Raw genomic sequence first — 23,624 nt, 5'->3', positions numbered from 1 at the left:
ACGCGTTGACGCGACTATTACGCCGTCTTCGTCGTGCCGGCATTGCTGTCGATCCAGTCGCGTGTCTGCTCCAGAACCTCGTCAGACAATTCCGGATCGTCGACAGCTCTGGCGAGGATGACGGCCCCGACCATGGCTGCCCAGCTTCCGACTGCCGCACGGCGCCTGTCGGCTGACCCTTGCTCCGGAAGCGCCTGCTCGATCCGTGAGATCTGGGCGCGCAGTCCTTCGGTCATCGCGGCCTTTGCGGCCGGAGTCTGGTGGCGAATGGCGGCGGCCAGCCCTGCGGTCGGGCATCCGTTGCCGGGATTATCCCGATGACGAGGCGCCAGATAAGAGCGGACGAAATCGCTGAACTCGCCGTCTCCGAAGCTGTCCCCTGCCAGCGCATGCGCCAGCGTCTGCGCCACAAGATCGTCCTTTGAGCTGAAGTGTCCATAGAAGCCGCCATGGGTCATGCCGGCTGCTTTCATCACCTCCGCGACGCTCACCGCATCGAACCCCTTGTCCTTAAACAACCGGCTGGCGACGTCCAGGATCCGGCGACGGTTCTCCGCCATCTGTTCTCGGCTGACCTTCATTTTCAAAATTCTCCGCAACACCCGTTGACATTTACATGATGACCATCATATTTAAATCCAATCATGATGATGATCATGAATATAGAGCCGATGATAGAAAAGAGCAATCCGATGAGCCAAAATTCCGCAGTCCTGATTACCGGAGCCTCCACGGGCATTGGTGCGACCTATGCCGAACGCTTCGCGCGGCGCGGCCATGACCTCGTGCTGGTTGCCCGCGACGTGGTGCGTATGGAGACGCTTGCGAAGCGTCTGCGTCAGGAAACCGGCGTCAAGGTCGATATTCTCCCGGCAGATCTCACCAAGGCTGAAGATCTCGCCAAGGTCGAGACCCGGTTGCGTGACGATGCGCGCATCGGCGTTCTCGTCAACAATGCCGGAACGGCGATCGGTGGAAGCTTCATCGACCAGAATGTCGATGACATGACCAAGCTCGTCGCCCTCAACGCAACCGCGCTCGTCCGGCTTGCTAGCGCCATTGCACCGCGTCTTGCCAAGGCCGGCGAGGGCGCGATCGTCAATATCGGTTCGGTGGTGGGCATCGCGCCTGAATTCGGCATGACGGTCTACGGCGCGACGAAGGCCTTCGTACTCTTCCTGTCGCAGGGGCTGGCACACGAACTCGGGCCGAAGGGCGTCTATATCCAGGCCGTGCTTCCGGCCACGACCCGCACCGAGATCTGGGATCATGTCGGCGCCGACGTCAATGCCATGAGCAATGTCATGGAAGTGGGCGATCTGGTCGACGCGGCTCTGGTCGGCTTCGACCGCCGCGAGCCGGTCACCATCCCGCCGCTTCCCGATGCCGGCCAGTGGGACGCCTTCGATGGCGCACGCAAGGCCATGCTCGGTAATCTCGTCAACGCGCTCCCCGCCGAACGCTATCGCACAATCGCCTGAGCTTCACCGGTTCGGCGATCCGTCACAGCAGAGAACACAAATAGGTATATCATGACCAACAATACGCTTTTCGAACCCTATGCCCTCGGCCGCATCACCCTTGCAAACCGGGTCGTCATGGCGCCGCTCACACGTAACCGCGCGGCTGAGGGCCTCGTGCCGAGTGAACTCGCTGCGGAATACTACGCCCAGCGCGCGAGCGCCGGACTCATCATCACCGAAGCAACTCAGGTCTCAAAGCAGGCCCAGGGATACCAGGACACGCCCGGCATCTATACTGAGGCTCAGATCGACGGCTGGCGGAAGGTGACCGCCGCCGTGCACGAGAAGGGCGGACGGATCTTCGTTCAGCTATGGCATGTCGGGCGCGTCAGCCATGTCGATCTTCTCGGCGGTGACGCACCGGTCGCACCCTCAGCAATCCGTGCCGCGACCAAGACCTTCGTGAACAACGGTTTCGCTGACGTTTCCGAGCCACGTGCGCTTGAGCTGGACGAGCTTCCGGGCATCGTCAACGACTTCCGTCAGGCAGCCGCCAATGCCATTGCGGCCGGTTTCGATGGCGTGGAGGTTCACGGTGCCAACGGCTATCTGCTGGAGCAGTTCGCAAAGGACGGCGCCAATGTTCGGACGGATGCCTATGGTGGCTCCGTCGAAAACCGCGCCCGCCTGATGCTCGAAGTCACCGCTGCGGTGGCGGAGGAGATTGGTGCTGAGCGCACCGGCATCCGGCTATCGCCGGTCTCGCCCGCCAACGGCATTTCGGCGAGCGATCCCCAGGCACAGTACGACTACATCGTCGATCAGCTCGAGGCGCTCGGCATCGCCTATATTCACGTCGTCGAAGGTGCCACCGGCGGTCCGCGTGACGTCGCTCCCTTCGACTATGCATCGCTGCGCCGCCGCTTCAGCAAAACCTATATCGCGAACAATGGCTATGGTCTGGAGCTTGCGACATCGCATCTGGCCGATGGCAAGGCCGATCTGATCGCCTTCGGGCGTCCGTTCATCGCCAATCCGGATCTCGTGGAACGGCTGCAGAGCGGCGCCCCGCTCGCCGAGATGAACCCGGCGACGCTCTATGGCGGTGGTGCTGCGGGTTACACCGACTATCCGCGCTTTGCCGACACTTCCAGCCGTTGAGCCAACAGGGGCTGTGCCTCGGTGCGGCCCACGATAGCCCAGTTATCATCAATCCCCTGAAAATCAAAGGCAGCGCGCCCTGTGTCGTGCGCCAGATCGAGACCAAAGCCATGGCAACCTCTGCATCCAAAGGCCAGAAAACTGCATTCGTGACCGGCGCCTCAAGCGGCATCGGCAAAGCGGCCGCATTGGCACTCAGCCGGGCAGGCTACCGGGTGATCGGCACCAGCCGCAAGGCGGCACCCGGTGAGATCCGCGATGGTATTCGCATGATTGCCTGCGACGTCACGTCGGACGCTTCCGTTTCTGCTGCCGTGGCGCTCGCCCATGCAGAACTCGGCCGCATCGATCTCCTCGTCAACAATGCCGGCTACGCCATCTCCGGGGCCGCCGAAGAAAGCTCGATCGAGCAGGTCGGTGCGCTGTTCGACACCAACTATCTGGGCGTCGTCCGGGTGACGAACGAGGTCCTGCCGATCATGCGCCGGCAGGGCCATGGACGGATCTTGAACATCGGCTCGGTCGTCGGGCTCATCCCCGGTCCCTTCGGCGCACACTACGCGGCGAGCAAACACGCGATCGAAGGCTACTCCGAATCCCTTGATCACGAAGTGCGGTCGTTCGGCATCCGGGTTGCGGTGATCGAGCCATGGGCCACGAAGACCTCCATCGAAATCAACTCACCACAAGGCGATCGTCCGGTGGCAGCCTATAGCCAGACTTTCGCTCGGTATCAGTCCGCGTTCGCTGCAGCCATGGCCAGCGGGGACACGGCAGATGATGTCGCGGCGACCATTGTTGCTGCGGCCGAGGCCAGGAAGCCGCGGCTGCGCTATCCCTCCGGCAAGGAAGCCCGACAGACTGCCTTTGCGCGGCGATTCCTGCCGCGCGCACTGTTCGATCGTATCTTGCGCAAGCAGTTCAACATCGCCTGAGATTTTTTCATTCACCGATCGGCCCGTGGACGGGCAAGGCAGAACCATCGTGACCCACTCATCCGCAAAGAAGACCTCGCCAAACCAGTATCGCTACGCTCCCAACCAGTTCGTCACGGTGGGCAAGATCCGCTTTGCCTATCGGGAGCTTGGTCCACGTAGCGGGGTCCCGCTGGTTCTGCTCAACCACTGGGGCGCGGTTCTCGACAATTTCGATCCGCGCATTGTCGATGGTCTTTCAGTCTCTCATCACATCATCGCACTGGACTATCAGGGCATCGGCCTTTCCGAAGGGATGGCCCCGCTGACGATCGGTGAAATGGCCCGCGACATGATCTCCGTGATCGAAAAACTGGGCTTTGCTACGGTCGATCTGATGGGCTTTTCGCTAGGCGGCTTCGTCGCGCAGGACATCGTGCTGAAAGCCCCCGGCCTGGTACGCAAGCTGATCCTGACAGGGACGGGTCCCGCAGGTGGAGAAGGCATTGCACAGGTTGGCGCTGTCTCATGGCCGCTGATCTTGAAGGGAATGCTGACGCTGCGCGACCCGAAGACCTACCTGTTCTTCACCTCGTCACCCAATGGCCGTCGGGCAGCAAAGGATTTTCTGACGCGCCTGAAAGAGCGTCAGCTCGATCGTGACAGGGAGCCGACACCCCGGGCGTTCCTACGCCAGCTCAGCGCGATCAAGGCATGGGGGCGTCAGGCGCCGCAGGACCTGGGGCAGATCCGTGTTCCCACTCTCGTTGCGAACGGCGACAATGACATCATGGTGCCGACATCCAACAGCCGCGATATGGCTCGGCGCATCCCGAATGCCGAGCTGGTGATCTACGAGGATGCCGGCCATGGCGGGATCTTCCAATACCATTCCGACTTCGTGCCGAAAGCCCTGGCTTTTCTGGCTGCCTGACCTGATACTCGTTTCACACTGGAGAAGACCCGTGAAAGCCTTCGTCGTCGACAAATACAAGAAGCATGGCCCGCTCCGCCTGGCCGAGATGCCGGATCCGGTCATCGGTGCCAATGATGTGCTGGTCCGCATCGAGGCTACCGCGATCAACCTCCTCGATTCCAAGGTTCGTGACGGTGAATTCAAGCTGTTCCTGCCCTATCGCCCGCCCTTCATTCTCGGTCACGATCTGGCCGGAACGGTCGTCAGCGTCGGTGCCAATGTCCAGCAGTTCAAGGCAGGCGACGAGGTCTACGCTCGCCCACGCGATAACAGGGTCGGCACTTTTGCAGAGATGATTGCAGTCGATGCCGCAGACCTCGCTCTGAAGCCGACAAGCCTCTCGATGGAAGAGGCAGCCTCGATCCCGCTGGTGGGGCTGACCGCCTGGCAGGCGCTCGTCGAGGTGGGCAAGGTCAAGCCCGGGCAGAAGGTCTTCATCCAGGCCGGTTCCGGCGGTGTCGGCACCTTCGCCATCCAGCTCGCCAAACATCTCGGCGCAACCGTCGCCACGACCACGAGCGCGGCGAATGCCGAACTCGTCAAAAGTCTCAGGGCGGATGTCGTGATCGACTACAGGACGCAGGATTTCGAACAGGTGCTGTCCGGATACGACTTGGTGCTGAACAGCCAGGATGCCAAGACACTGGCAAAGTCGGTGAATGTGCTGAAACCAGGCGGAAAGCTCATCTCGATCTCCGGTCCGCCGGACGTCCCGTTCGCCAAGTCGCTGAAGCTGAACCTCTTCTTCCGCTTCGTGATGAAGATGTTGAGCCGTGGTATTCTGAAGAAGGCAAAGAGCCGGGGCGTCGATTATTCCTTCCTCTTCATGCGTGCGGAAGGCCAGCAACTGCGCGAAATCGCCAAGCTGATCGACGCCGGCGCCATTCGTCCGGTCGTCGACAAGGTGTTTCCCTTTGCGCAGACACCGGATGCCTTGGCCTATGTCGAGACCGGGCGGGCCAAGGGAAAAGTCGTGGTTGCCGTTTCATAACGAGCGGTTCACCTGCGGTAGGTAAGTCCTCGGTCGTGTGAACTCACCTCACAACGGCTCATGTTGGCGCTCTCAGATCGAGAGTTCGTGAAAGCTTCCGTGCGGTCAGGGCCCGTAACTAGAGATCCGCATCTCCCCCGACGGAACTTCACCAGAGAGCGCAGAGACCGCAGCGATCCCAGGAACCAGGTCGCATCGGACGCCTCGCCGCGTCAGGGCGCTGAGTTCAATCGCTGCCTGCTCGGACGTGACGGTGTAGTCCGACCGCAGAAGCACCACACGCTTTCCAGAACGGGCCATGCCGATGATCGCGTCGCGGAGGCTCGCCGCACCGCCAGGTGTCTCCCGCGCGACGACGGTACTGATCAGCATCCTCTTCGCCTCGCGCCGTGCGAGTTCGAGTACATCCCGCGAGACGCTTTCATCGAACAGGATGATGTCGGCTGCCTGCAGCATCCGGACCGCTTTGAGCGTCAGCATTTCGGCATCTCCAGGCCCAGAGCCGACCAGGGCCACCGAGCCGGATTCGGCCATATGGCAGAGCTGCTCCATGTCCGATACCACCGCCTGCCGATCGGTCTCACCGGGCGGACGTGTCGACGAGAAGCAGCGATCGACGAAGCGCTCCCAGAAGGCCCGACGCCGCGGCCCGGGTGCGAGATGCAGGTTGACCGTGTCTCGTAGACCCTGTGCCAATGCAGCCCAGCCCTTGAGAGAGGTTGGCAGGAGCGTCTCCACGCGTCTGCGAATGGCCTGGGCGAGGATCGGAGCGGCACCGTCCGTGGAGATCGCCAGGATCACCGGTGAGCGATTGACGATCGATCCGAACTGAAATTGGCAAAAGGCCGGTTTGTCGATGACATTGAAAGGCACGCCGGCTGCGCGCGCGGCACAGGCAAAGGCACGCGCCTCGTCATCGGTGTCGCAGTCGGCGATCGCCAAGGCAGCCCCGGCGAAGATGCCGATATGCCATGGCGTATCATGGATCGTGACCTTCTCCGCGTGTGCCAGTTCTGCCATCTCGTCGCCGACTGTGCCGGCGGCTGCGAAGATCTCGACCCTTGCACCGCAGGCAGCCAGAAGCTCCGCCTTCCAGGCCGCAGCGTCCGATCCGCCAGCCACGAGCCCTCTCTTGCCCTGGAGGTCGAAGAACAGCGGCAGCTTGGCGAGCGGCTCGATCCGAGCGGCGGGATCACTCTGCGGCGAGGAGCGGTTGCGCATCGAGGATCCTCCTGATTTCCGGGCGGCACGAGCCGCAATTGGTGCCGGCGGCCAGCGCCTCGCCGATGGCCTCGACGGATCGGCAGCCGTGATCGACGGCACGGCGTATGTCATTGACGCCAACCGAGAAACAGGCGCAGACGATGGCGCCGCGATCGGGTCTGTTCGTTTCGGGGCGCCCCGCAACCAGCCTGCAGCGCGCGAGACGGTCGCCATGATCGACATTCAACTGGTCGACAGCCCATTGCCGGGAAACCGCAACAGGCGCTCGGGAGACGAAAATGGCGGCCAGGAGATTGGTGTCGTCGAAGGCAAGGATACGACTGTCACCCGACGTCGAGTCGGCATAGGCGACCATGTCGACATCTGCGCCAAGTTCGAGGCTTCTCGAAAGCCACGCCCCAAAGCCGCCATCCGGTTCGTCTCCGGCGAGCTCCAGTCGATAGCCGCCTTCAGTCTTTGCCGTGGCCCAATAGGAAAACGGCAGGTCGGACGGCCTGTTGCGCGTCACCAGGAATGCGTGGAAGCCTGCCGAGTAGCGTTCAAGCGAAACACGCGCCTGCTTGAGGGCCGGCTGCCCGGAAACCGGATCGGTGAGCGACGGCACCAGGGTATCGACGCGGGCTGCCGAGGCGGTCTCGTCGCTCCAATGCATCGGAAGGAAGAGCGATCCGCGCGCCTGCCGATCGCTGAGCAAGGCCCGGACGATGACCTCTCCTCCGCTCTGGCCCGTGATACGAACAAGGTCGGCATGCCCGACCCCATGGTCGGCGGCGTCGAGCAGATGGATTTCGCAATAGGGTTCCGCCATGTGAGCGGAAAGCCGCGCACTTTTGCCGGTGCGGGTCATGGTGTGCCAATGGTCGCGCACCCGCCCGGTGTTGAGGATGAAACCGGCTTGCTCTGAGACCGGCACCGTTGCCACCGGGATGAAACGCGCCTTGCCATCGGGATGATAGAAGCGACCGTCGCTGAAGAACCGGTCCGACATCTCTCCGGTTGCCGGTCGGGGCCAATGAAATGGTCGAAGATCGTCATACTGATCCTCGTCGATCGCAGCAAAGGCACCGATGTCGAAATCTCTTGATCCGTCATTTTCAAAGGCGGAGAGAGCCGCGTGCTCCGCGAAGATATCGGCCGGCGAGGCAAAGTCGAATGCGCTTGCAAACCCGATCCGTCGCGCGACTTCGGTGATGTGCCACCAGTCCGGCCTTGCCTCGCCAGGTCCGGAGAGAAACGCTCGCTGCCGGGAGACGCGCCGCTCGGAATTGGTCACCGTGCCGGATTTCTCGCCCCATCCCGTCGCCGGCAGAAGGACATGCGCCAGACGCCCCGTGTCCGTATCTCCCTGCATGTCCGAGACCACGACAAAGGGACAGGCGTCGATGGCGGCCTTCACCTTGTCGGCGTCCGGCATGGAGACCACGGGGTTGGTCGACATGATCCAGAGCGCCTTGATCCGACCGTCTGCCACGGCATCGAACATGTCCACGGCCTTAAGCCCTGGACGATCGGCAATCCGCGGCGATTTCCAGAAGCGCTGCACGCGGTCCCTGTCATCCGCATTCTCGATTGCCATATGGGCCGCAAGCATGTTGGCGAGGCCGCCGACTTCGCGGCCGCCCATCGCGTTCGGCTGGCCGGTTAAGGAGAAGGGCCCCATGCCCGACCGCCCGATCCGGCCTGTCGCGAGATGGCAGTTGATGATCGCGTTCACCTTGTCGGTGCCGGAGGCCGATTGATTGACCCCCTGGCTGTAGCAGGTGACGACACGTTCCGTGTCTGCGAACAGCCAGAAGAACTGCCGGATCGACAGTCCTGAGAGGCCGGTCGCCTCCGAAAGCGCAGCCATCGACAGAGGCGATGCGGCGATCAGCGCCTCCGCGAGCCCTGAAGTATGCGACCCGACAAAGGCTTCGTCGATCCGGTTGGTCTCGGCAAGATGCGCAAGCAGCCCATTGAACAGGGCGACATCTCCGTCCGGACGCACCGCAAGATGGAGATCGGCAATGTCTGAAGTCGCGGTCCGGCGCGGATCGACCACGACGACCTTCATCGTCGGCCGGGACGCCTTGGCAGCGGCGATGCGCTGGTAAAGCACCGGGTGGCACCAGGCGAGGTTTGAACCGACGAGAACCACGAGATCGGCGAGTTCGAGATCCGCGTAGGTTCCCGGCACCGTATCTGAGCCGAAGGCGCGGCGGTGTCCCGCCACCGAGGATGCCATGCAGAGCCTGGAATTCGTGTCTATGTTGCCGGAACCGATGAAACCCTTCATCAGCTTGTTGGCAACATAATAGTCCTCGGTCAGCAACTGGCCGGAGACGTAGAAGGCGACCGAGTCCGGCCCATGTTCCGCGATCGTGTCGCTGAAGCGCTCGGCGACCAGATCCAAGGCCGCATCCCAGCTTGAACGCTGGCCATTGATCTGGGGGAAGAGCAAGCGTCCATCAAGGTCAAGCGTCTCGGCCAGAGCCGACCCCTTGGAACACAATCTGCCGAAGTTCGCCGGATGCTCGGGATCGCCCCTTACGGTAACGGTACCCGCGTCATCGACGCTTGCGATGACACCACAGCCGACGCCGCAATAGGGGCAGGTGGTGCGGTTTTCGCAGGCCATGGGTTTACTCCGCCGCCACGAGGATGCTCTCGAGCGCGATCGATAGCTGGCCATCGATATTGCGGATCGGAATGGTGCGAACCGCGCCTTCGTCGGCTCCGAGCGCCTTGCCGGTTTCGAGCGAAATGACCCAGTTGTGCAAAGGGCAGGTCACGGAAGCGCCGTGCACGATGCCTTGCGTCAGGGGACCACCCTTGTGGGGGCAATGGTCCTCGATGGCATAAACCTCATTCTCGGCAGTGCGAAACACGCCGATCTTGCCCTGTGGGGTCTTCACGCAACGGGCACCGCGCAGGGGGATATCATTGATCGTGCCGATGGCGACCCAGTTCATGGATAAGCTCCTTGTTGTTCCACATTCACCCTCCCCTTGAGAGGGAGGGTCGGACCGAATGTCCGGGGTGGGGGATGAGGTGCAATCATGGCCCCCCAACCCACGCGTTCCGCACGACCTCTCCCTCTAGGGAGAGTTGCTCACTCTGCTGCCGCCGAAAATCCTACGGTTGCCATGGGCTCGAACTCGTGTTTGTCCTTGCCGGAGACACGCTCCGACCACGGGTCGACCTGGGCGAACTTCTGGGAGAACACGAAGCGCTCGTAATAGGCGCGGCGCTTGTCATGGTCCTCCATGATCTGGCGGCGGATCTCGTCATGGCCGATGCGTTTCGCCCATTTGTAGATCCGCTCGAGATAGCGCCCCTGCTCGCGATACATCTGGGTGAGCGCCACGATATGCTCGAGTGCTTCGTCCCCGGTCTTCACTTGACCCAGGATATCGGTGCCCTTGATGTCGAGGCCGGCAGCGCCTGCGAAGTGGATCTCGAAACCGGAGTCGACACAGATCACGCCGATATCCTTGCAGGTCGCCTCCGCGCAGTTGCGCGGACACCCCGAGACGGCGAGCTTGAGCTTGGCCGGCGTCCAGGAGCCCCACATGAACTTCTCGAGACGAATACCGAGGCCTGTCGAATCCTGCGTGCCGAAGCGGCACCAGTCCGACCCGACGCAGGTTTTCACGGTTCTGAGGCCCTTGGCATAGGCCTGGCCGGAGACAAAGCCGGCCCTGCCGAGATCGGCCCAGACGGCGGGCAGGTCTTCCTTCTCGATGCCGAGCAGGTCGATGCGCTGGCCGCCGGTCACCTTCACCATCGGGATCTCAAACTTATCGACGACATCGGCAATCGCGCGCAGCTCGGCAGAATTGGTCACGCCGCCCCACATGCGCGGCACGACGGAATAGGTGCCGTCCTTCTGGATATTGGCGTGCACGCGCTCATTGATGAAGCGCGACTGATAGTCGTCGGCATATTCATCCGGCCAATCGCAGACGAGATAGTAGTTCAGCGCCGGGCGACATTTGGCGCAGCCGCAGGAGGTTTTCCATTCCAGCTCCTGCATCACGGCCGGGATCGTTTTCAATCCCTTGGCCTTGATCAGACGGCGCACGTCGTCATGGCCAAGCTCGGTGCAGGTGCACATCGGCGTGACGGCGGCGGGGTTGTACGCATCCCCAAGGGTGAGCGCCATGAGCTGCTCGACGAGACCCGTGCAGTTGCCGCAGGAGGCGGATGCCTTGGTATGCGCCCTGACGCCGTCCAGCGTCGTCAGACCCTTGCCCGTGATGGCGCCTGTGATCTTGCCCTTGCAAACGCCGTTGCAGCCGCAGATTTCCGCATCATCCGGCAAGGCTGCAACGGCCGCCATAGGGTCCAGCGGAGACCCTCCCTGGTAGGACTGGCCAAAAATCAGTGTCTCCCGCATGGCGGAAATATCGGTCTGCTTCTTCAGCAGATCGAAGAACCAGGAACCGTCGGAGGTTTCGCCGTAGAGAACGGCACCAATGATCCGGTTGTCCTTCAGAACGAGACGCTTGTAGACGCCGGCCGAGGCATCGCGCAGCACGATTTCCTCGCGGTCGGGCGCCTCGGCGAAGTCGCCGGCCGAAAACAGGTTGATACCGGTGACCTTGAGCTTCGTGTTGACCACCGAACCCTGATACTCGGCATTTCCGCCTATTAGGCGATCCGCGAGAACGCGGGCGCTTTCGTAAAGCGGCGCGACGAGGCCGTAGCAGACGCCGCGATGTTCGGCGCATTCCCCGATTGAGTAGATCGAGGCATCCGAGGTCATCATGCTGTCATCGACCACAATGCCCCTGTTGACCGCGAGCCCCGCATCCTTGGCAAGATGGGACGCCGGACGGATGCCGACCGCCATGATCACCATGTCGCCGGATATCACCCTGCCGTCTTCGAGTTCGATCCCTTCTACCCTGTTGCTTCCGAGGATCTGTTTCGTATTTGCCTTGGTGATGATCTCGATGCCGCGCTCCGCGAGCGCCTTTTCGAGGAGATAGGCGGCAGCCGGATCGAGCTGGCGCTCCATGATCGTCGGCATCAGGTGGATGACGGTCACCTCCATGCCCTGACGCTTCATGCCATAGGCCGCTTCCAGCCCCAGCAGACCAGCGCCGATGACGATTGCCCGACCCTTGCCCTTGGCGATCTCCAGCATCTTCTCGACATCGTCGAGATCGCGATAGGCAAGGACGCCGGGCAATTGATGGCCGGGGACCGGGATGATGAAAGGCAGAGATCCCGTCGCTATGACCAGCTTGTCATAGGAGACAGTGATCCCGTTTGCCGAGGTCACCGTCTTTGCCTGCCGGTCGATCTCGGTGACCTTGGCGCCCTTGTGCAGCGTCACGCCATGCGCCGCATACCAGGCGTCATCGTGGATGACGATGTCCTCATAGGCCTTCTCGCCCGACAGCACCGGTGAGAGCATGATACGGTCGTAATTGACCCGCGGCTCGGCATTGAAGATCGTCACGTCGTAGAGGCCAGGGGCCCTTTCGAACAGTTCTTCCAGCATGCGGCCGGGCGCCATGCCATTGCCGATGATAACCAGTTTCTCTGCCATTGATGTCACTCCGCAGCTTCCACGAAGCGATGGCGCTCGTAGAGGAATTTCAACACGGCCTCGCGGCACTTGAGATAGGTCCGGTCGGAAGCGAGCTCGATCCGGTTGCGGGGGCGCGCAATCGGCACCTCGAGGATCTCGCCGATCCGGGCGGCCGGTCCGTTTGTCATCATCACGATCCGGTCGGACAACAGCACCGCCTCATCGACATCATGCGTGATCATGATCATCGTATTGCCGAGCCGGCCATGGATCTCCATGACGGCGTCTTGCAGATGCGCGCGTGTGAGCGCGTCGAGCGCACCGAAGGGCTCGTCGAGCAGCAGCACCTTGGGTTCCATCGACAGGGCGCGGGCAATGCCGACACGCTGTTTCATGCCCCCGGAGATTTCGGCCGGGCGCTTGTCCTTGGCATGTGCCATCTGCACCAGATCGAGATTGTGCATGACCCAGTCGTGCTTTTCGGCCTTCGTCTTGCGACCGGAAAACACCTTCGAAACAGCCAGATCGACGTTCTCGTAGACGGTGAGCCAGGGCAACAGAGAATGGTTTTGGAAGACCACGGCACGGTCTGGCCCCGGCGCGTTGACCTCCAGGTTTTCAAGGAGAACCGCACCTGCACTCACCCGCGTCAGCCCGGCAATGAGGTTCAGCAGCGTCGACTTTCCGCAGCCGGAATGGCCGATGATCGAGACGAACTCGCCCTTGTCGATGGTGAGCGTGATGTCTTTGAGAACCTCCGTGCGCACCCCGCCGCGTTCGAAACTTTTGTCGATGTGGTCTATTCTCAGATAGCTGGACATGATGGCGTCTCCCTCAGTTCTTAGCTGTGCCACGGGTAACGACGCTGCCGAGCAGGGCGACGAGCTTGTCGAGGACAAAGCCGGTCACGCCGATATAGACGAGCGCCACGATGATGTCGGACAGGCGCGAGGAATTCCACGCATCCCAGATGAAGAAGCCGATACCGACGCCGCCTGTAAGCATTTCGGCGGCGACGATCGCAAGCCACGAGAGCCCGACGCCGATCCTGAGACCGGTGAAGATGTATGGCGCTGCAGCCGGCACCATGATCCGCACGAAGAATTCCAGCGGATTGAGGCGCAACACGCGGGCGATGTTGCGATAGTCGTCAGGAATGTTGCGCACGCCGACCGCGGTGTTGATGATGACAGGCCAGATCGAGGTGATGAAGATGACGAAGATGGCCGACGGGTTGCTGTCCTGAAAGGCCGCAAGCGAAAGCGGCAGCCAGGCGAGCGGTGGTACGGTGCGCAGGATCTGGAAGATCGGATCAAGACCCCGCATGGCCCAGATGGACTGCCCGACGACGGCACCGAGAAAGACGCCGACAACGGCGGCAAGGCCAAAGCCTATGGCGACACGTTCCAGCGATGTCAGGACCCGCCAGGCAAGCCCGATATCCTGCGAGCCGTATTCGAAAAATGGATAGGCAATCAGATCGTAACTGTCGGACCAGACCTGAGATGGCGACGGCAATGTCGCACCGGGCTGCGAACAGGCGATCTGCCAGATGGCGAGAAGCACCAGCGTGACCACGAGCGGCGGCAGTACATTGCGCAAGACATCGGCGCCGGCCCGCTTCAGATCGATTTTCGGCGTCGCGCGCCTGGCCAGGTGAACGACGGTTCCGGTCCGGTCCGGGGAGACGGCGATCGCCTCTGTCTCTGCTTTTCGGGCGGTTGCGGTCATGGGGTTTTTCCTCTGCGCGTGTCGAATGGGAGTTGTTCTTGCCTCCGAAGGCCCAGCGACTACTGCAGGGTCTTCGGAAATGGCGCGCGTCAGGCGCTCGCCTTGATGGCGAGACTGTCGAGGTAGGCCTGCGGATTGTCCGGATCGAAGACCTTGCCGTCGAAGAAGGTTTCCGGGCCGCGCGAGGCGGAGGACGGAATGTCGGCAGCCGCGACGCCGAGGTCCTTGGCGGCCTCGCGCCAGATGTCCTCGCGGTTCACCTTGTCGACGAGGGCCTTGATGTCGGTGTCGGGTGCGAATTTGCCCCAGCGGACGTTCTCGGTGAGGAACCAGGCATCGTGGCTCTTGAAGGGGTAGGAGGCATGATCCTTCCAGAACTTCATCTCAAGCCCGGAGTTCTCGACCACCCGGCCGTTGCCGTAGTTGATCGTGCCTCTCAGGCGACCCACAACGTCCTTCGGCGGAACGTTGAACCATTGCCGCTTGCCGAGGATGTCGGACATCTCGTCCTTGTTTTCCATGCTGTCGGCCCACATCTGGGCTTCCATCACGGCCATGAGAAGTGCCTTCGCGGCAATGGGGTTCTGTTCCACCCAGTCGGACCGGAGGCCGAGCGCCTTTTCGGGATGCCCCTTCCAGAGTTCGCCGGTCGTACAGGCGGTGAAGCCGATATCCTGGTTGACCAGCTGCTCGTTCCAGGGCTCGCCCACACAGAAGGCATCCATGTTGCCGACCTTCATGTTGGCGACCATCTGCGGCGGCGGAACGACGATCGTTGACACGTCCTTGTCCGGGTCGATGCCGCCGGCGGCCAGCCAGTAGCGAAGCCAAAGGTCGTGTGTGCCGCCCGGGAAGGTCATGGCCACCTTCACCTCGCCGCCGGCCGCCTTCTTGGCGGCAAAGACATCCCGCAGCTTGGAGGCGTCGAGGCCGACGCCGGTCTCGGCATATTCCTTGGCGACCGAAATGCCCTGGCTGTCGAGGTTGAGGCGTGCGAGGATAGACATCGGCACCGGCACATTGTTCTGCGTCACCTTGCCGGCCGAGATCAGGTACGGCATCGGCGTCAGGATATGAGCGCCGTCGATGCCGTTCGAGGCTCCGCCGAGCACCAGATTGTCGCGCGTGGCACCCCAGGACGCCTGCTTCAGCACTTCGACCTCGGGCAGGCCGAACTTCGCGAACAGCCCCTTTTCCTGGGCGATCACCAACGGTGCGGCATCGGTCAGCGCGATGAAGCCGAGCTTCGCCCCCTTCACCTCCGGCCCGGAGCCAGCCGCAAAGGCACCGAACGGAAAGGCCAGCTTTGCGGCACTGACGACAGCAGCTGCCGATGTGAGCTTCAGAAGCTGGCGGCGGGTGGTGCTCATTCCTGTAGTCTTCGTCATTTTTTGTGCCCCTCTGGTGTGACGGAGATCCGGAAAAACAAAAAACGCCGCTCGGTGACTGCATCTGCGGGATCGAAGGATCCCGCGTGCAAACCAAGCGACGTCGGTGTCTCTGGTGAGCGCGCTTCAGGCGCTCTTTCGTCCGGTCGCCGTTGACCGGATGTTTTTCAAGGAAGCAAAGGCCGTGCCAATTTCAATGGGAAGGCCCAAGTTGCTGAATTCAAATTGGAAAAATCTCTGCGGCCACGACTACGCCTGTACAAGACAATGGATGACCGGGGTTCAAAATTTGTGCAACTGCACAAGGGTGTCCAGAATTGAGGCCGCCCTTTCGTGCATTCGATCAGTCGTCCGTGGCCATTGGCGGCCGCTTCGCCCCGGAACGGACCTCGAAACCAGAGACATAGTCGGTCATTCGATTGGGGTCGAAAATCCGTCCATCCATGAAACGGTCATCTTCCGAACTGCCTGGCAGAGGGGATGCATCGTCTGGCATTTGGGCTCCGGATCCGAGTGCTGCGCGATAGAGGTCGGCGCGGTAGGCGCTCTTCGCCCGCTTCAGATTGTCGGCGCTGTGATCGACCTGCCCCCAGCGGATCATCTGGCTATAGATCCAGAGCGCCTGATTGACCTGCGGAAAGTTCGCCGCGTGGCGATGGAAAACGAAGTAATCGCGGATCAGTCGACGATTGCCTTGCGCATCCAGGCTGAACTCGCCGGCCAGGACGCGGCGAATGATGTCCCGTGATGCGGTGATGTAGCGAGGGGAGGCCAGCATCTCGGAAAGATGATCATGATTGTCAGGCTGGTCGCACCAGCGGGCGGCCTTGTCGAGAGCCACGATCAGCCGGCCGACCGTATCGGCATTGGCTTCCGCCCAATCCGGCCGCATGCCGACCACCTTCTCCGGCGCCGAGGGCCAGATATCCTGCTTGGCCGCGACGATCCGACCGACACCCCGTTCGGAAGCAACCATGTTCCAGGGCGCGCCGACACAAAAGCCGTCGATCGCTCCGGCCGCCAGCGCATCGGAGGTGAGGGGTGGCGGCACAACCACGAGCTTCACGTCACGATCCGGATCGACGCCGCCAGCGGCCAGCCAGTAGCGGAACTCGTAATTGTGTGACGAGAAGGGATAGGTCATGCCGAGGGTAGGGGGCTGTTCGCCGTTCTGCCGCATGTCATACAATACGCTCGCCAGCGCTCTTGCCAGCTGCAGCGCGCTCGCATCCTCTGCCAGATCGGCGCGCACCTTCATCCGTTCGAACAGCCGCAAAGAAAGCGTGATCGCATTGCCACCACGGCCGAGAGAAAACGGGGTGATGGTCGGGGAGGGATTGGAGCCGAGCTCCAGCATCGAGGCGACCGGCATGGGCGACAGCATATGGGCGATGTCGAACTGCCGGAAAGCCAGGCGATCTCGGACATTGGCCCAGGAGACGTCGCGCACGAGGTCGAGTGTCAGTCCTTCCTTGTCGGCAAATCCCATCTCCGCAGCCGCGATCAGGATCGATGCATCCATCAGCGGAATGAAGCCGGCGCGCAGGATACGCTGCTCCCGCCCGGACACATGAACCGCCGGAGCGCCCGTGTCGATGTCTCGCTGCCTGCTCATCATGTCGCTCACTTCACTGTCCCCGCGGGCTCGTCATCACAGCAGCAATCCCGCAGCGGTCACCACGCTCTGGGCTATGTCGACCAGTTTCTTTTTCTCGTTCATGGCGGTTTGACGCATCAGCGCGAAAGCTTCCTCCTCGCTCATGCCGCGCATCTTCATCAGGATGCCCTTGGCGCGCTCGATGATCTTGCGCTCTTCGAGCGCGTTCTTCGCTTCGGCCAGTTCGCGTTGCAGACGGCTGAACGCGTTGAAGCGGCTGACCGCCATATCGAGGATCGGCTTCACCCGTTCCTTGCGCAACCCATCGACGATATAGGCCGAGACGCCGGCATCCACGGCGGCCTCGATGGAGGCGCTGTCGGAGCGATCGACGAACATGGCGATCGGCCTGCTGACCGAGCGGGTGAGCTGGAAGAGATGCTCCATCATGTCACGGTTCGGGTTCTCGATGTCGATGATGATCACATCAGGCGCCAGCGTCTCCACCGTCTTGGCAATTCCCTGCACCCCGAGAGCGACGGTCACGTGCCGGTGACCTGCCTCGCGCAAACCGTCCTCGATGATCGCTGCGCGAACAGCGTTCTCATCGATCACGAGGATGGTGAGGTCGAGATGGTTCATGTACGATTGATGACGCAATGCAACAAAGTTGGCAAGCTTATGGCCTAAATTTTGAGCTTGCTGCAATGGCAACTAATTTTTGAGCAGTTTGGCGCGCCGTCCTGACCAGTGACGCAGAAAAACGAAGCCCCCGGAGTGGTCAACTCCAGGGGCTGGCGGAAAAGCGTAGGATTCGTCGGTATTCGTTGGTGCTCAGTCCTGGCCCTTGGGCTGCAGCGATATCTGCCGTGCCAGCGCAAGCGCGATCAGCGTGCAGACGGCACCCGACAGAAGGTAGAGGCCGGCTGCAAACAGACCGAACCAGGTGGACAGCAACAGTGCCGCGAGCGGCGCAAACCCCGCCCCGAACATCCAGGAGAGTGCCGATACAATCGCGGAGGCCGTGTAGCGGTTTCGGCGGTCGAACAGCGAAGCGATGGTTCCGGAGGACTGGGCGAAATTGAAGCCGAGAATGACGAAACCAACCATCATGTAGGCGACGACACCGGCCTGGCCGCCGTTGAGGAGCAGAGGCGCCGTCAGCGCGAAGGCGCCGATGGCCCAGGCCCCCCAGACGAGGATCCTGTCGCGGCCGATCCGGTCCGAAAGCCAGCCGGAGAACAGCATGGCAAGGATACCGACGGCAGCACCGGCCGCTTCGATCAGAAGGAAGGTGCCCGGTGCTTCATCCGTATAGAGGAAGATCCACGATAGCGGGAAAACCGTGACCATGTGGAACATGGCAAAGGTTGCAAGCGGCACGAAGACGCCGAGCAGAACCGTGCGTCCGTCTTGCGACAAGGTGGAGCGCAACCTCGTCGGTGTCAGTTCGTTCGTCTCGAAGAGCTCCTTGAACTCAGGCGTGTCGACGATGCGCAGACGCGCAAAGAGTGCCACGACATTGATCGCGAAGGCGACGAAGAACGGATAGCGCCAGCCCCAGTCGAGGAAGTCGGCGGCCGAAAGCGTCATGACGAGGTAGGCGAACAGCACGGCGGCGACGGCAAGGCCAACCACAGCGCCGAGCTGAGGGATCATGGCATAGAAGCCACGCTTGTCCTTCGACGCAGTGATGGCCAGCAGCGGTGCAAGGCCATCCCAGGTGCCGCCAAGCGCCAGACCCTGGCCGATGCGCAGGAGCGCCAGCATGGCGATCGCCCACCACCCGGCGGTTTCATAGGAGGGCACCAGACCCATGGCGACGGTCGAGGTTCCCAGCAGGAAAAGCGCCACCGTAAGCTTGGTCACGCGGCCATGCCGGCGGTCGAGGGCCGTGAAGATCACCGTGCCCAGCGGTCGTGCCACGAAAGCGAGAGCCACAAGCACGAAGGACCAGAGTGTCCCGGTCAGCGGATCGAGGAACGGAAAGATGCGCGCCGGAAAGACGATGACCGACGCGATCGCGAACACGAAGAAGTCGAAGAACTCCGACGTGCGCCCGATGATGACGCCGACAGCGATATCGGACGGGGAAACGTGATGGTCATCTTCTGAAGTTGTGCGGCCGTTCTGTGCGGCCGGAGGTGCAGAACCGGTCATGCTCGCCATGTCGCGGGATCACTTTCTCGATTGTACTGGGCGGGCGCAGATGGGAGATGCAGCGCCAGCCTTAGTCTAACATGCTGAAATTGAAATGCCGCAGGTGCGGCCAAATTGACAGGTGACAAATTGTCGTATGTGCTGCACCGCAAAACCCAACTAACTACCTTGATGAATGTCAATGGTCGTCGAGTGGTGTTCGGGGGGACCCCTGCTCTGTGACCCGTCAGTGTATCAGGGTAAGAGATGCAAGAGCTTCGCCTCCCGAAAATACTGGCCGCCGTGATGGCGGTCCTTTTCCTGTCCGCCTGCAAGGCCGAAGTCCTTGCTCCGACCGGCGACGTAGCCGCCCAGCAGCGTGACCTTCTCGTCATCTCTACGCTTCTGATGCTGGTCATCATCATTCCGGTGATGGCGCTCACCTGCTGGTTCGCCTGGCACTATCGGGCATCCAACAGCCAGGCGATTTACAAGCCGAACTGGTCCCACTCGACCAAGCTCGAGCTGATCATCTGGGCGATCCCCTTGATGATCATCATCTGCCTGGGAGCGCTGACCTGGGTCGGCACCCACCTTCTCGATCCCTATCGGCCACTGGCGCGCGTGTCTGCGGCGCAGCCGCTCGATCCGCAGCAGGAGCCGCTCGATGTGCAAGTCGTGGCACTCGACTGGAAATGGCTCTTCATCTACCCGCAATACGGCGTCGCGGCCGTCAATGAGCTTCCGGTTCCAACCGATCGACCGATCCGTTTCTCGCTGACTTCCTCTTCGGTGATGAATGCCTTCTACATTCCGCACATGGCCGGCATGATCTACGCAATGCCCGGCATGCAGACGACGCTGCACGGGGTCTTCAACGAGGAAGGCACCTTCCAGGGTCTTGCCTCGCATTATTCGGGCGCCGGCTTCTCCGGCATGCGTTTCAAGGCGAAGGCGACCGATGCCGCAGCCTTCGAGGCATGGGTTGAACAGGCCCGTGCGGGCAGTGAGAAGCTGGACCGGGCGAAATATCTCGAACTCGAACGTCCCACCGAGAACGTCACGCCGATCACGTTTGCCAGTGTCGATCCGCAGCTCTTTCCGCGCGTGGTCAACATGTGTGTCGAAGACGGCAAGATCTGCATGGCCGAGATGATGGCGCTCGACGCCCAGGGCGGCACGGGTCTCGCCGGCACGGTCAACATGAGCGCTCTCATCTACGACAAGCACGAACGCCGCGGCACGCGCGAGCCGGTCTTCGGTTGGGAGCCCTTCAAGGTTCTTGGCTTCTGCTCGGTCGAGGAACTGGAGCAGATGCTGGCCGCAAAGCCCGCTTCCTACAACGACCAGCCCGTCGTTTCCGGTCCCCTGATGGGACACAACATGCCGCAGCCGGTGTCGCCCTTCGGCGGTGAGGCCGAACGTTTTCTCACGCTCGTCCGGCAGGCATCCGGCAATGCGCCGCAACTCTGACAGGAATTTGGCATGGCTACGATAGACCATTCCACCACGCTTCTTCTTGGTCGCCTCAACTGGAGTGCGATCCCGACGGATCCGATCGTTCTGGCGACTTTCGCAGTCGTCGTGGTCGGCGGCGCAGCCACAGTGGGCGCGCTCACTTATTACCGCCTCTGGGGATACCTGTGGCGCGAATGGTTGACCTCCGTCGATCACAAGAAGATCGGCATCATGTACATCATCCTGGCGTTGATCATGCTGGTGCGCGGCTTTGCCGACGCGATCATGATGCGCCTGCAGCAGGTACTCGCCTTCAACGGATCCGAGGGCTATCTGAACGCCCACCACTATGACCAGATCTTCACCGCCCATGGTGTGATCATGATCTTCTTCGTGGCGATGCCCTTCGTCACGGGACTGATGAACTATGTCGTGCCGCTGCAGATCGGCGCGCGCGACGTCTCTTTCCCCTTCCTCAACAACTTCTCCTTCTGGATGACCGTCGGCGGCGCCGTGCTGGTCATGGCCTCGCTCTTTGTCGGCGAGTTCGCACAAACGGGCTGGCTTGCCTTCCCGCCACTGTCGGGGATCGGTTACAGTCCGTGGGTCGGGGTCGACTATTACATCTGGGGTCTCCAGATCGCCGGCGTCGGAACGACGCTATCGGGCATCAACCTGCTCGTCACTATCGTCAAGATGCGCGCCCCGGGCATGACCCTGATGCGCATGCCGATCTTCACCTGGACAGCGCTCTGTACCAATGTCCTCATCGTTGCCTCCTTCCCGGTGCTGACGATGACGCTGATCCTGCTGACGCTCGATCGCTACGTGGGAACGAACTTCTTCACGAATGATCTCGGCGGCAACCCGATGATGTACATCAACCTCATCTGGATCTGGGGCCACCCCGAAGTCTACATCCTGATCCTGCCGCTCTTCGGTGTGTTCTCGGAGATCACCTCGACCTTTTCGGGCAAGCGCCTCTTCGGCTACAGCTCGATGGTCTATGCGACCGTCTGCATCACGATCCTGAGCTACATCGTCTGGCTGCACCACTTCTTCACAATGGGTTCCGGCGCCTCGGTGAACGCCTTCTTCGGCATCACAACCATGATCATCTCGGTGCCCACGGGAGCCAAGATCTTCAACTGGCTCTTCACCATGTACAAGGGGAGGGTGCGCTTCGAATTGCCGATGATGTGGACGGTCGCCTTCATGCTGACCTTCACCATTGGGGGCATGACCGGCGTTCTCCTGGCCGTCCCGCCGGCAGACTTCGTCCTGCACAACTCGCTCTTCCTGGTGGCGCACTTCCACAACGTCATCATCGGTGGCGTGCTCTTCGGCTGCTTTGCCGCGATCGCCTACTGGTGGCCAAAGGCCTTTGGCTTCCAGCTCAATGTCTTCTGGGGCAAGGTCTCCTTCTGGAGCTGGGTCAGCGGCTTCTGGCTCGCCTTCATGCCGCTCTATGTGCTCGGCCTGATGGGTGTCACCCGCCGCATGCGCGTCTTCGATGATCCGGATCTCAGGATCTGGTTCATTCTGGCTGCCCTCGGCGCGCTCCTGATCGCCGTCGGCATCGCCGCCTTCTTCATCCAGATCGCAGTGTCGATCTGGAACCGGAAGGACAACATGGACGTCACCGGCGACCCCTGGGATGGTCGCACGCTGGAATGGGCGACATCCTCCCCGCCGCCGGCCTACAACTTCGCCTTCACGCCTGTGGTCCACGATCTCGACGCCTGGCATGACATGAAGCAGGTCGGTCAGAAGCGTCCGAAAGCACTCTATCTTCCGATCCACATGCCGCGTTACACCGGCACGGGTGTGATCATCTCAGGCCTCGCCACGGTCTGCGGCTTTGCGCTGGTCTGGTACATCTGGTGGCTGGCGGCCCTGGCCTTCCTCGCGATCATCGCCGTCTCGATCGCCCATACCTTCAATTACGACCGGGACTATTACGTCCCCGTCGATGAGGTCGAGCGTGTCGAAAAGGCGCGTGACCGCGAACTGGCAAGCGTAGGAGCGTAAAGATCGTGAGTACCGTCACCCACACTGATACGCCCGCCGTCTATTGGGAAACCGAGCCGCATCACCATCCGGAAGGCGGGTCCACGCGGCTCGGCTTCTGGATCTACCTGATGAGCGACTGCCTGATGTTCGCAGTCCTCTTTGCGGTCTTTGCCGTGGTCGGCCAGAGCTATGCGGCCGGTCCCGGCCCAAAGGCTCTCTTCGATCTGAACCTGATTGCGATCAACACCGGCTTCCTGCTGGTCTCCTCGATCACCTTCGGCTTCGCCATGCTCGCCATGTACGAGGGCAGGCAGGCTCGCATGCAGATCTGGCTTGCCGTCACCCTGCTGCTTGGCCTCGCCTTCCTGGCGCTTGAGATCTACGAGTTCCATCACCTGATCGAGCTCGGCGCCGGTCCCCAGCGTTCGGCCTTCCTCTCGGCCTTCTTCGCGCTGGTCGGGACCCACGGCCTGCACGTGTTGTTCGGCTGCATCTGGCTCGTCACGCTGATGGTGCAGATCAATCAAAAGGGCCTGATCCCGGCGAACACCCGACGCATGGAATGCTTGAGCATGTTCTGGCACTTCCTCGACGTCATCTGGATCGGCGTCTTCACCTTCGTTTATCTTCTGGGGATGATCTGATGTCACAACACTCCATCAAGCCCCATGGCCACAATGAACAGAGCCACGACAGCACCGGCCATGACCATGGCAGCTATCGTTCCTACCTGACGGGCTTCGTTGTTGCCGCTATTCTGACGATCATACCCTTTGCGGTCGTGATGAGCGGCGGCTTCGACAGCCGCGTTCTGACGGCGGTGACGGTGATCGGCTTCGCTGTCGTCCAGGTCCTCGTTCACATGGTCTATTTCCTGCACATGAACACGCGTTCGGACGAGGGCTGGACCATGCTGTCGATGATCTTCACCATCATCGTGGTGGTGATCATGATCGCAGGCTCCGTCTGGGTCATGTTTAATCTGAACACCAACATGATGCCGTCAATGGACCACGAGAGCTTCCAGGGCTTCGGCTCCTGAAACAGC

20 protein-coding genes and 1 pseudogene are annotated in these 23,624 nt (G+C 61.5%); 9 read left to right on the top strand and 12 right to left on the bottom strand.

The features are described from left to right. Positions 1-17: 17 nt before the first annotated feature. Entirely contained in the window at positions 18-581 is a 564-nt protein-coding gene (locus QWE_RS06740; RefSeq protein ID WP_006725348.1) for a TetR/AcrR family transcriptional regulator, read from the bottom strand. 111 nt (positions 582-692) lie between these two features. Here QWE_RS06740 and QWE_RS06735 point away from each other — a divergent pair, with 111 nt between their 5' ends. From QWE_RS06735 to QWE_RS06715, 5 genes are all read left to right on the top strand, one after another. Continuing rightward, a complete protein-coding gene (locus QWE_RS06735; RefSeq protein WP_006725347.1) occupies positions 693-1,481 on the top strand; it encodes an SDR family NAD(P)-dependent oxidoreductase in 789 nt (262 codons plus the stop codon). Positions 1,482-1,532: 51 nt separating this feature from the next. After that, on the top strand, positions 1,533-2,624 hold the full coding sequence (locus QWE_RS06730) for an alkene reductase (RefSeq protein ID WP_006725346.1): 1,092 nt from the start codon (positions 1,533-1,535) through the stop codon (positions 2,622-2,624). A gap of 110 nt (positions 2,625-2,734) precedes the next feature. Beyond that, positions 2,735-3,559, top strand: coding sequence for an oxidoreductase (locus QWE_RS06725; protein WP_040299680.1), 825 nt, complete (start codon positions 2,735-2,737; stop codon positions 3,557-3,559). Between the two features lie 49 nt (positions 3,560-3,608). Then, positions 3,609-4,472, top strand: coding sequence for an alpha/beta fold hydrolase (locus tag QWE_RS06720; protein WP_006725344.1), 864 nt, complete (start codon positions 3,609-3,611; stop codon positions 4,470-4,472). Positions 4,473-4,503: 31 nt separating this feature from the next. Then, positions 4,504-5,505, top strand: a complete 1,002-nt coding sequence (locus QWE_RS06715) for an NADP-dependent oxidoreductase (protein ID WP_006725343.1) — start codon at positions 4,504-4,506, stop codon at positions 5,503-5,505. Between the two features lie 105 nt (positions 5,506-5,610). Here the strand turns inward: QWE_RS06715 and QWE_RS26025 are convergent, their stop codons facing one another. The 11 genes and pseudogenes from QWE_RS26025 to QWE_RS06665 form a co-directional block, all read right to left on the bottom strand. After that, the gene (locus QWE_RS26025; RefSeq protein ID WP_420804545.1) at positions 5,611-5,961 is read right to left on the bottom strand and encodes an SAM-dependent methyltransferase; all 351 of its coding nucleotides are present in this window, start codon (positions 5,959-5,961) and stop codon (positions 5,611-5,613) included. A gap of 140 nt (positions 5,962-6,101) precedes the next feature. Beyond that, positions 6,102-6,726: pseudogene (locus tag QWE_RS26020) on the bottom strand (NAD(P)-dependent oxidoreductase); the annotation flags it as partial. Next, a complete protein-coding gene (locus QWE_RS06705; RefSeq protein ID WP_006725341.1) occupies positions 6,698-9,346 on the bottom strand; it encodes a nitrate reductase in 2,649 nt (882 codons plus the stop codon). The pseudogene QWE_RS26020 and the gene QWE_RS06705, both read right to left, overlap by 29 nt. 4 nt (positions 9,347-9,350) lie before the next feature. After that, positions 9,351-9,680: a nitrite reductase small subunit NirD gene (nirD, locus tag QWE_RS06700; RefSeq protein WP_006725340.1), complete on the bottom strand. Its 330-nt coding sequence runs from the start codon at positions 9,678-9,680 to the stop codon at positions 9,351-9,353. Positions 9,681-9,820: 140 nt separating this feature from the next. Then, positions 9,821-12,268 (bottom strand): nitrite reductase large subunit NirB, encoded by a 2,448-nt coding sequence (nirB, locus tag QWE_RS06695; RefSeq protein ID WP_006725339.1) that lies wholly within the window; start codon positions 12,266-12,268, stop codon positions 9,821-9,823. A gap of 5 nt (positions 12,269-12,273) precedes the next feature. Further along, on the bottom strand, positions 12,274-13,071 hold the full coding sequence (locus QWE_RS06690; protein WP_006725338.1) for an ABC transporter ATP-binding protein: 798 nt from the start codon (positions 13,069-13,071) through the stop codon (positions 12,274-12,276). Between the two features lie 13 nt (positions 13,072-13,084). Further along, positions 13,085-13,981: a nitrate ABC transporter permease gene (gene ntrB, locus QWE_RS06685; RefSeq protein WP_006725337.1), complete on the bottom strand. Its 897-nt coding sequence runs from the start codon at positions 13,979-13,981 to the stop codon at positions 13,085-13,087. A gap of 89 nt (positions 13,982-14,070) precedes the next feature. Beyond that, complete coding sequence (locus QWE_RS06680; RefSeq protein WP_040299597.1) at positions 14,071-15,369, bottom strand: CmpA/NrtA family ABC transporter substrate-binding protein; 1,299 nt, start codon at positions 15,367-15,369, stop codon at positions 14,071-14,073. Positions 15,370-15,712: 343 nt separating this feature from the next. Then, complete coding sequence (locus QWE_RS06675; RefSeq protein WP_006725335.1) at positions 15,713-16,987, bottom strand: CmpA/NrtA family ABC transporter substrate-binding protein; 1,275 nt, start codon at positions 16,985-16,987, stop codon at positions 15,713-15,715. 33 nt (positions 16,988-17,020) lie between these two features. Then, positions 17,021-17,608, bottom strand: a complete 588-nt coding sequence (locus QWE_RS06670; RefSeq protein WP_006725334.1) for an ANTAR domain-containing response regulator — start codon at positions 17,606-17,608, stop codon at positions 17,021-17,023. A gap of 192 nt (positions 17,609-17,800) precedes the next feature. Continuing rightward, a complete protein-coding gene (locus QWE_RS06665) occupies positions 17,801-19,135 on the bottom strand; it encodes an MFS transporter (protein WP_006725333.1) in 1,335 nt (444 codons plus the stop codon). A gap of 237 nt (positions 19,136-19,372) precedes the next feature. Between QWE_RS06665 and cyoA the strand changes: the two genes are divergently transcribed. Genes cyoA through cyoD form a run of 4 tightly spaced genes read left to right on the top strand, consistent with a single transcriptional unit; the run spans position 19,373 to position 23,618 of the window. After that, positions 19,373-20,578: a ubiquinol oxidase subunit II gene (cyoA, locus tag QWE_RS06660; RefSeq protein ID WP_006725332.1), complete on the top strand. Its 1,206-nt coding sequence runs from the start codon at positions 19,373-19,375 to the stop codon at positions 20,576-20,578. Between the two features lie 12 nt (positions 20,579-20,590). Continuing rightward, a complete protein-coding gene (cyoB, locus tag QWE_RS06655; protein WP_006725331.1) occupies positions 20,591-22,594 on the top strand; it encodes a cytochrome o ubiquinol oxidase subunit I in 2,004 nt (667 codons plus the stop codon). 2 nt (positions 22,595-22,596) lie between these two features. Beyond that, complete coding sequence (cyoC, locus tag QWE_RS06650) at positions 22,597-23,220, top strand: cytochrome o ubiquinol oxidase subunit III (RefSeq protein WP_100220855.1); 624 nt, start codon at positions 22,597-22,599, stop codon at positions 23,218-23,220. After that, positions 23,220-23,618: a cytochrome o ubiquinol oxidase subunit IV gene (cyoD, locus tag QWE_RS06645; RefSeq protein WP_006725329.1), complete on the top strand. Its 399-nt coding sequence runs from the start codon at positions 23,220-23,222 to the stop codon at positions 23,616-23,618. Before cyoC ends, cyoD begins: the two co-directional genes overlap by 1 nt. Positions 23,619-23,624: the final 6 nt, after the last annotated feature.

This window comes from Agrobacterium albertimagni AOL15 (assembly GCF_000300855.1).
Lineage (GTDB): Bacteria > Pseudomonadota > Alphaproteobacteria > Rhizobiales > Rhizobiaceae > Allorhizobium > Allorhizobium albertimagni.
The sequence above is the reverse complement of the archived record's forward strand: the minus strand, read 5'-3'. Positions and strand labels throughout refer to the sequence as shown.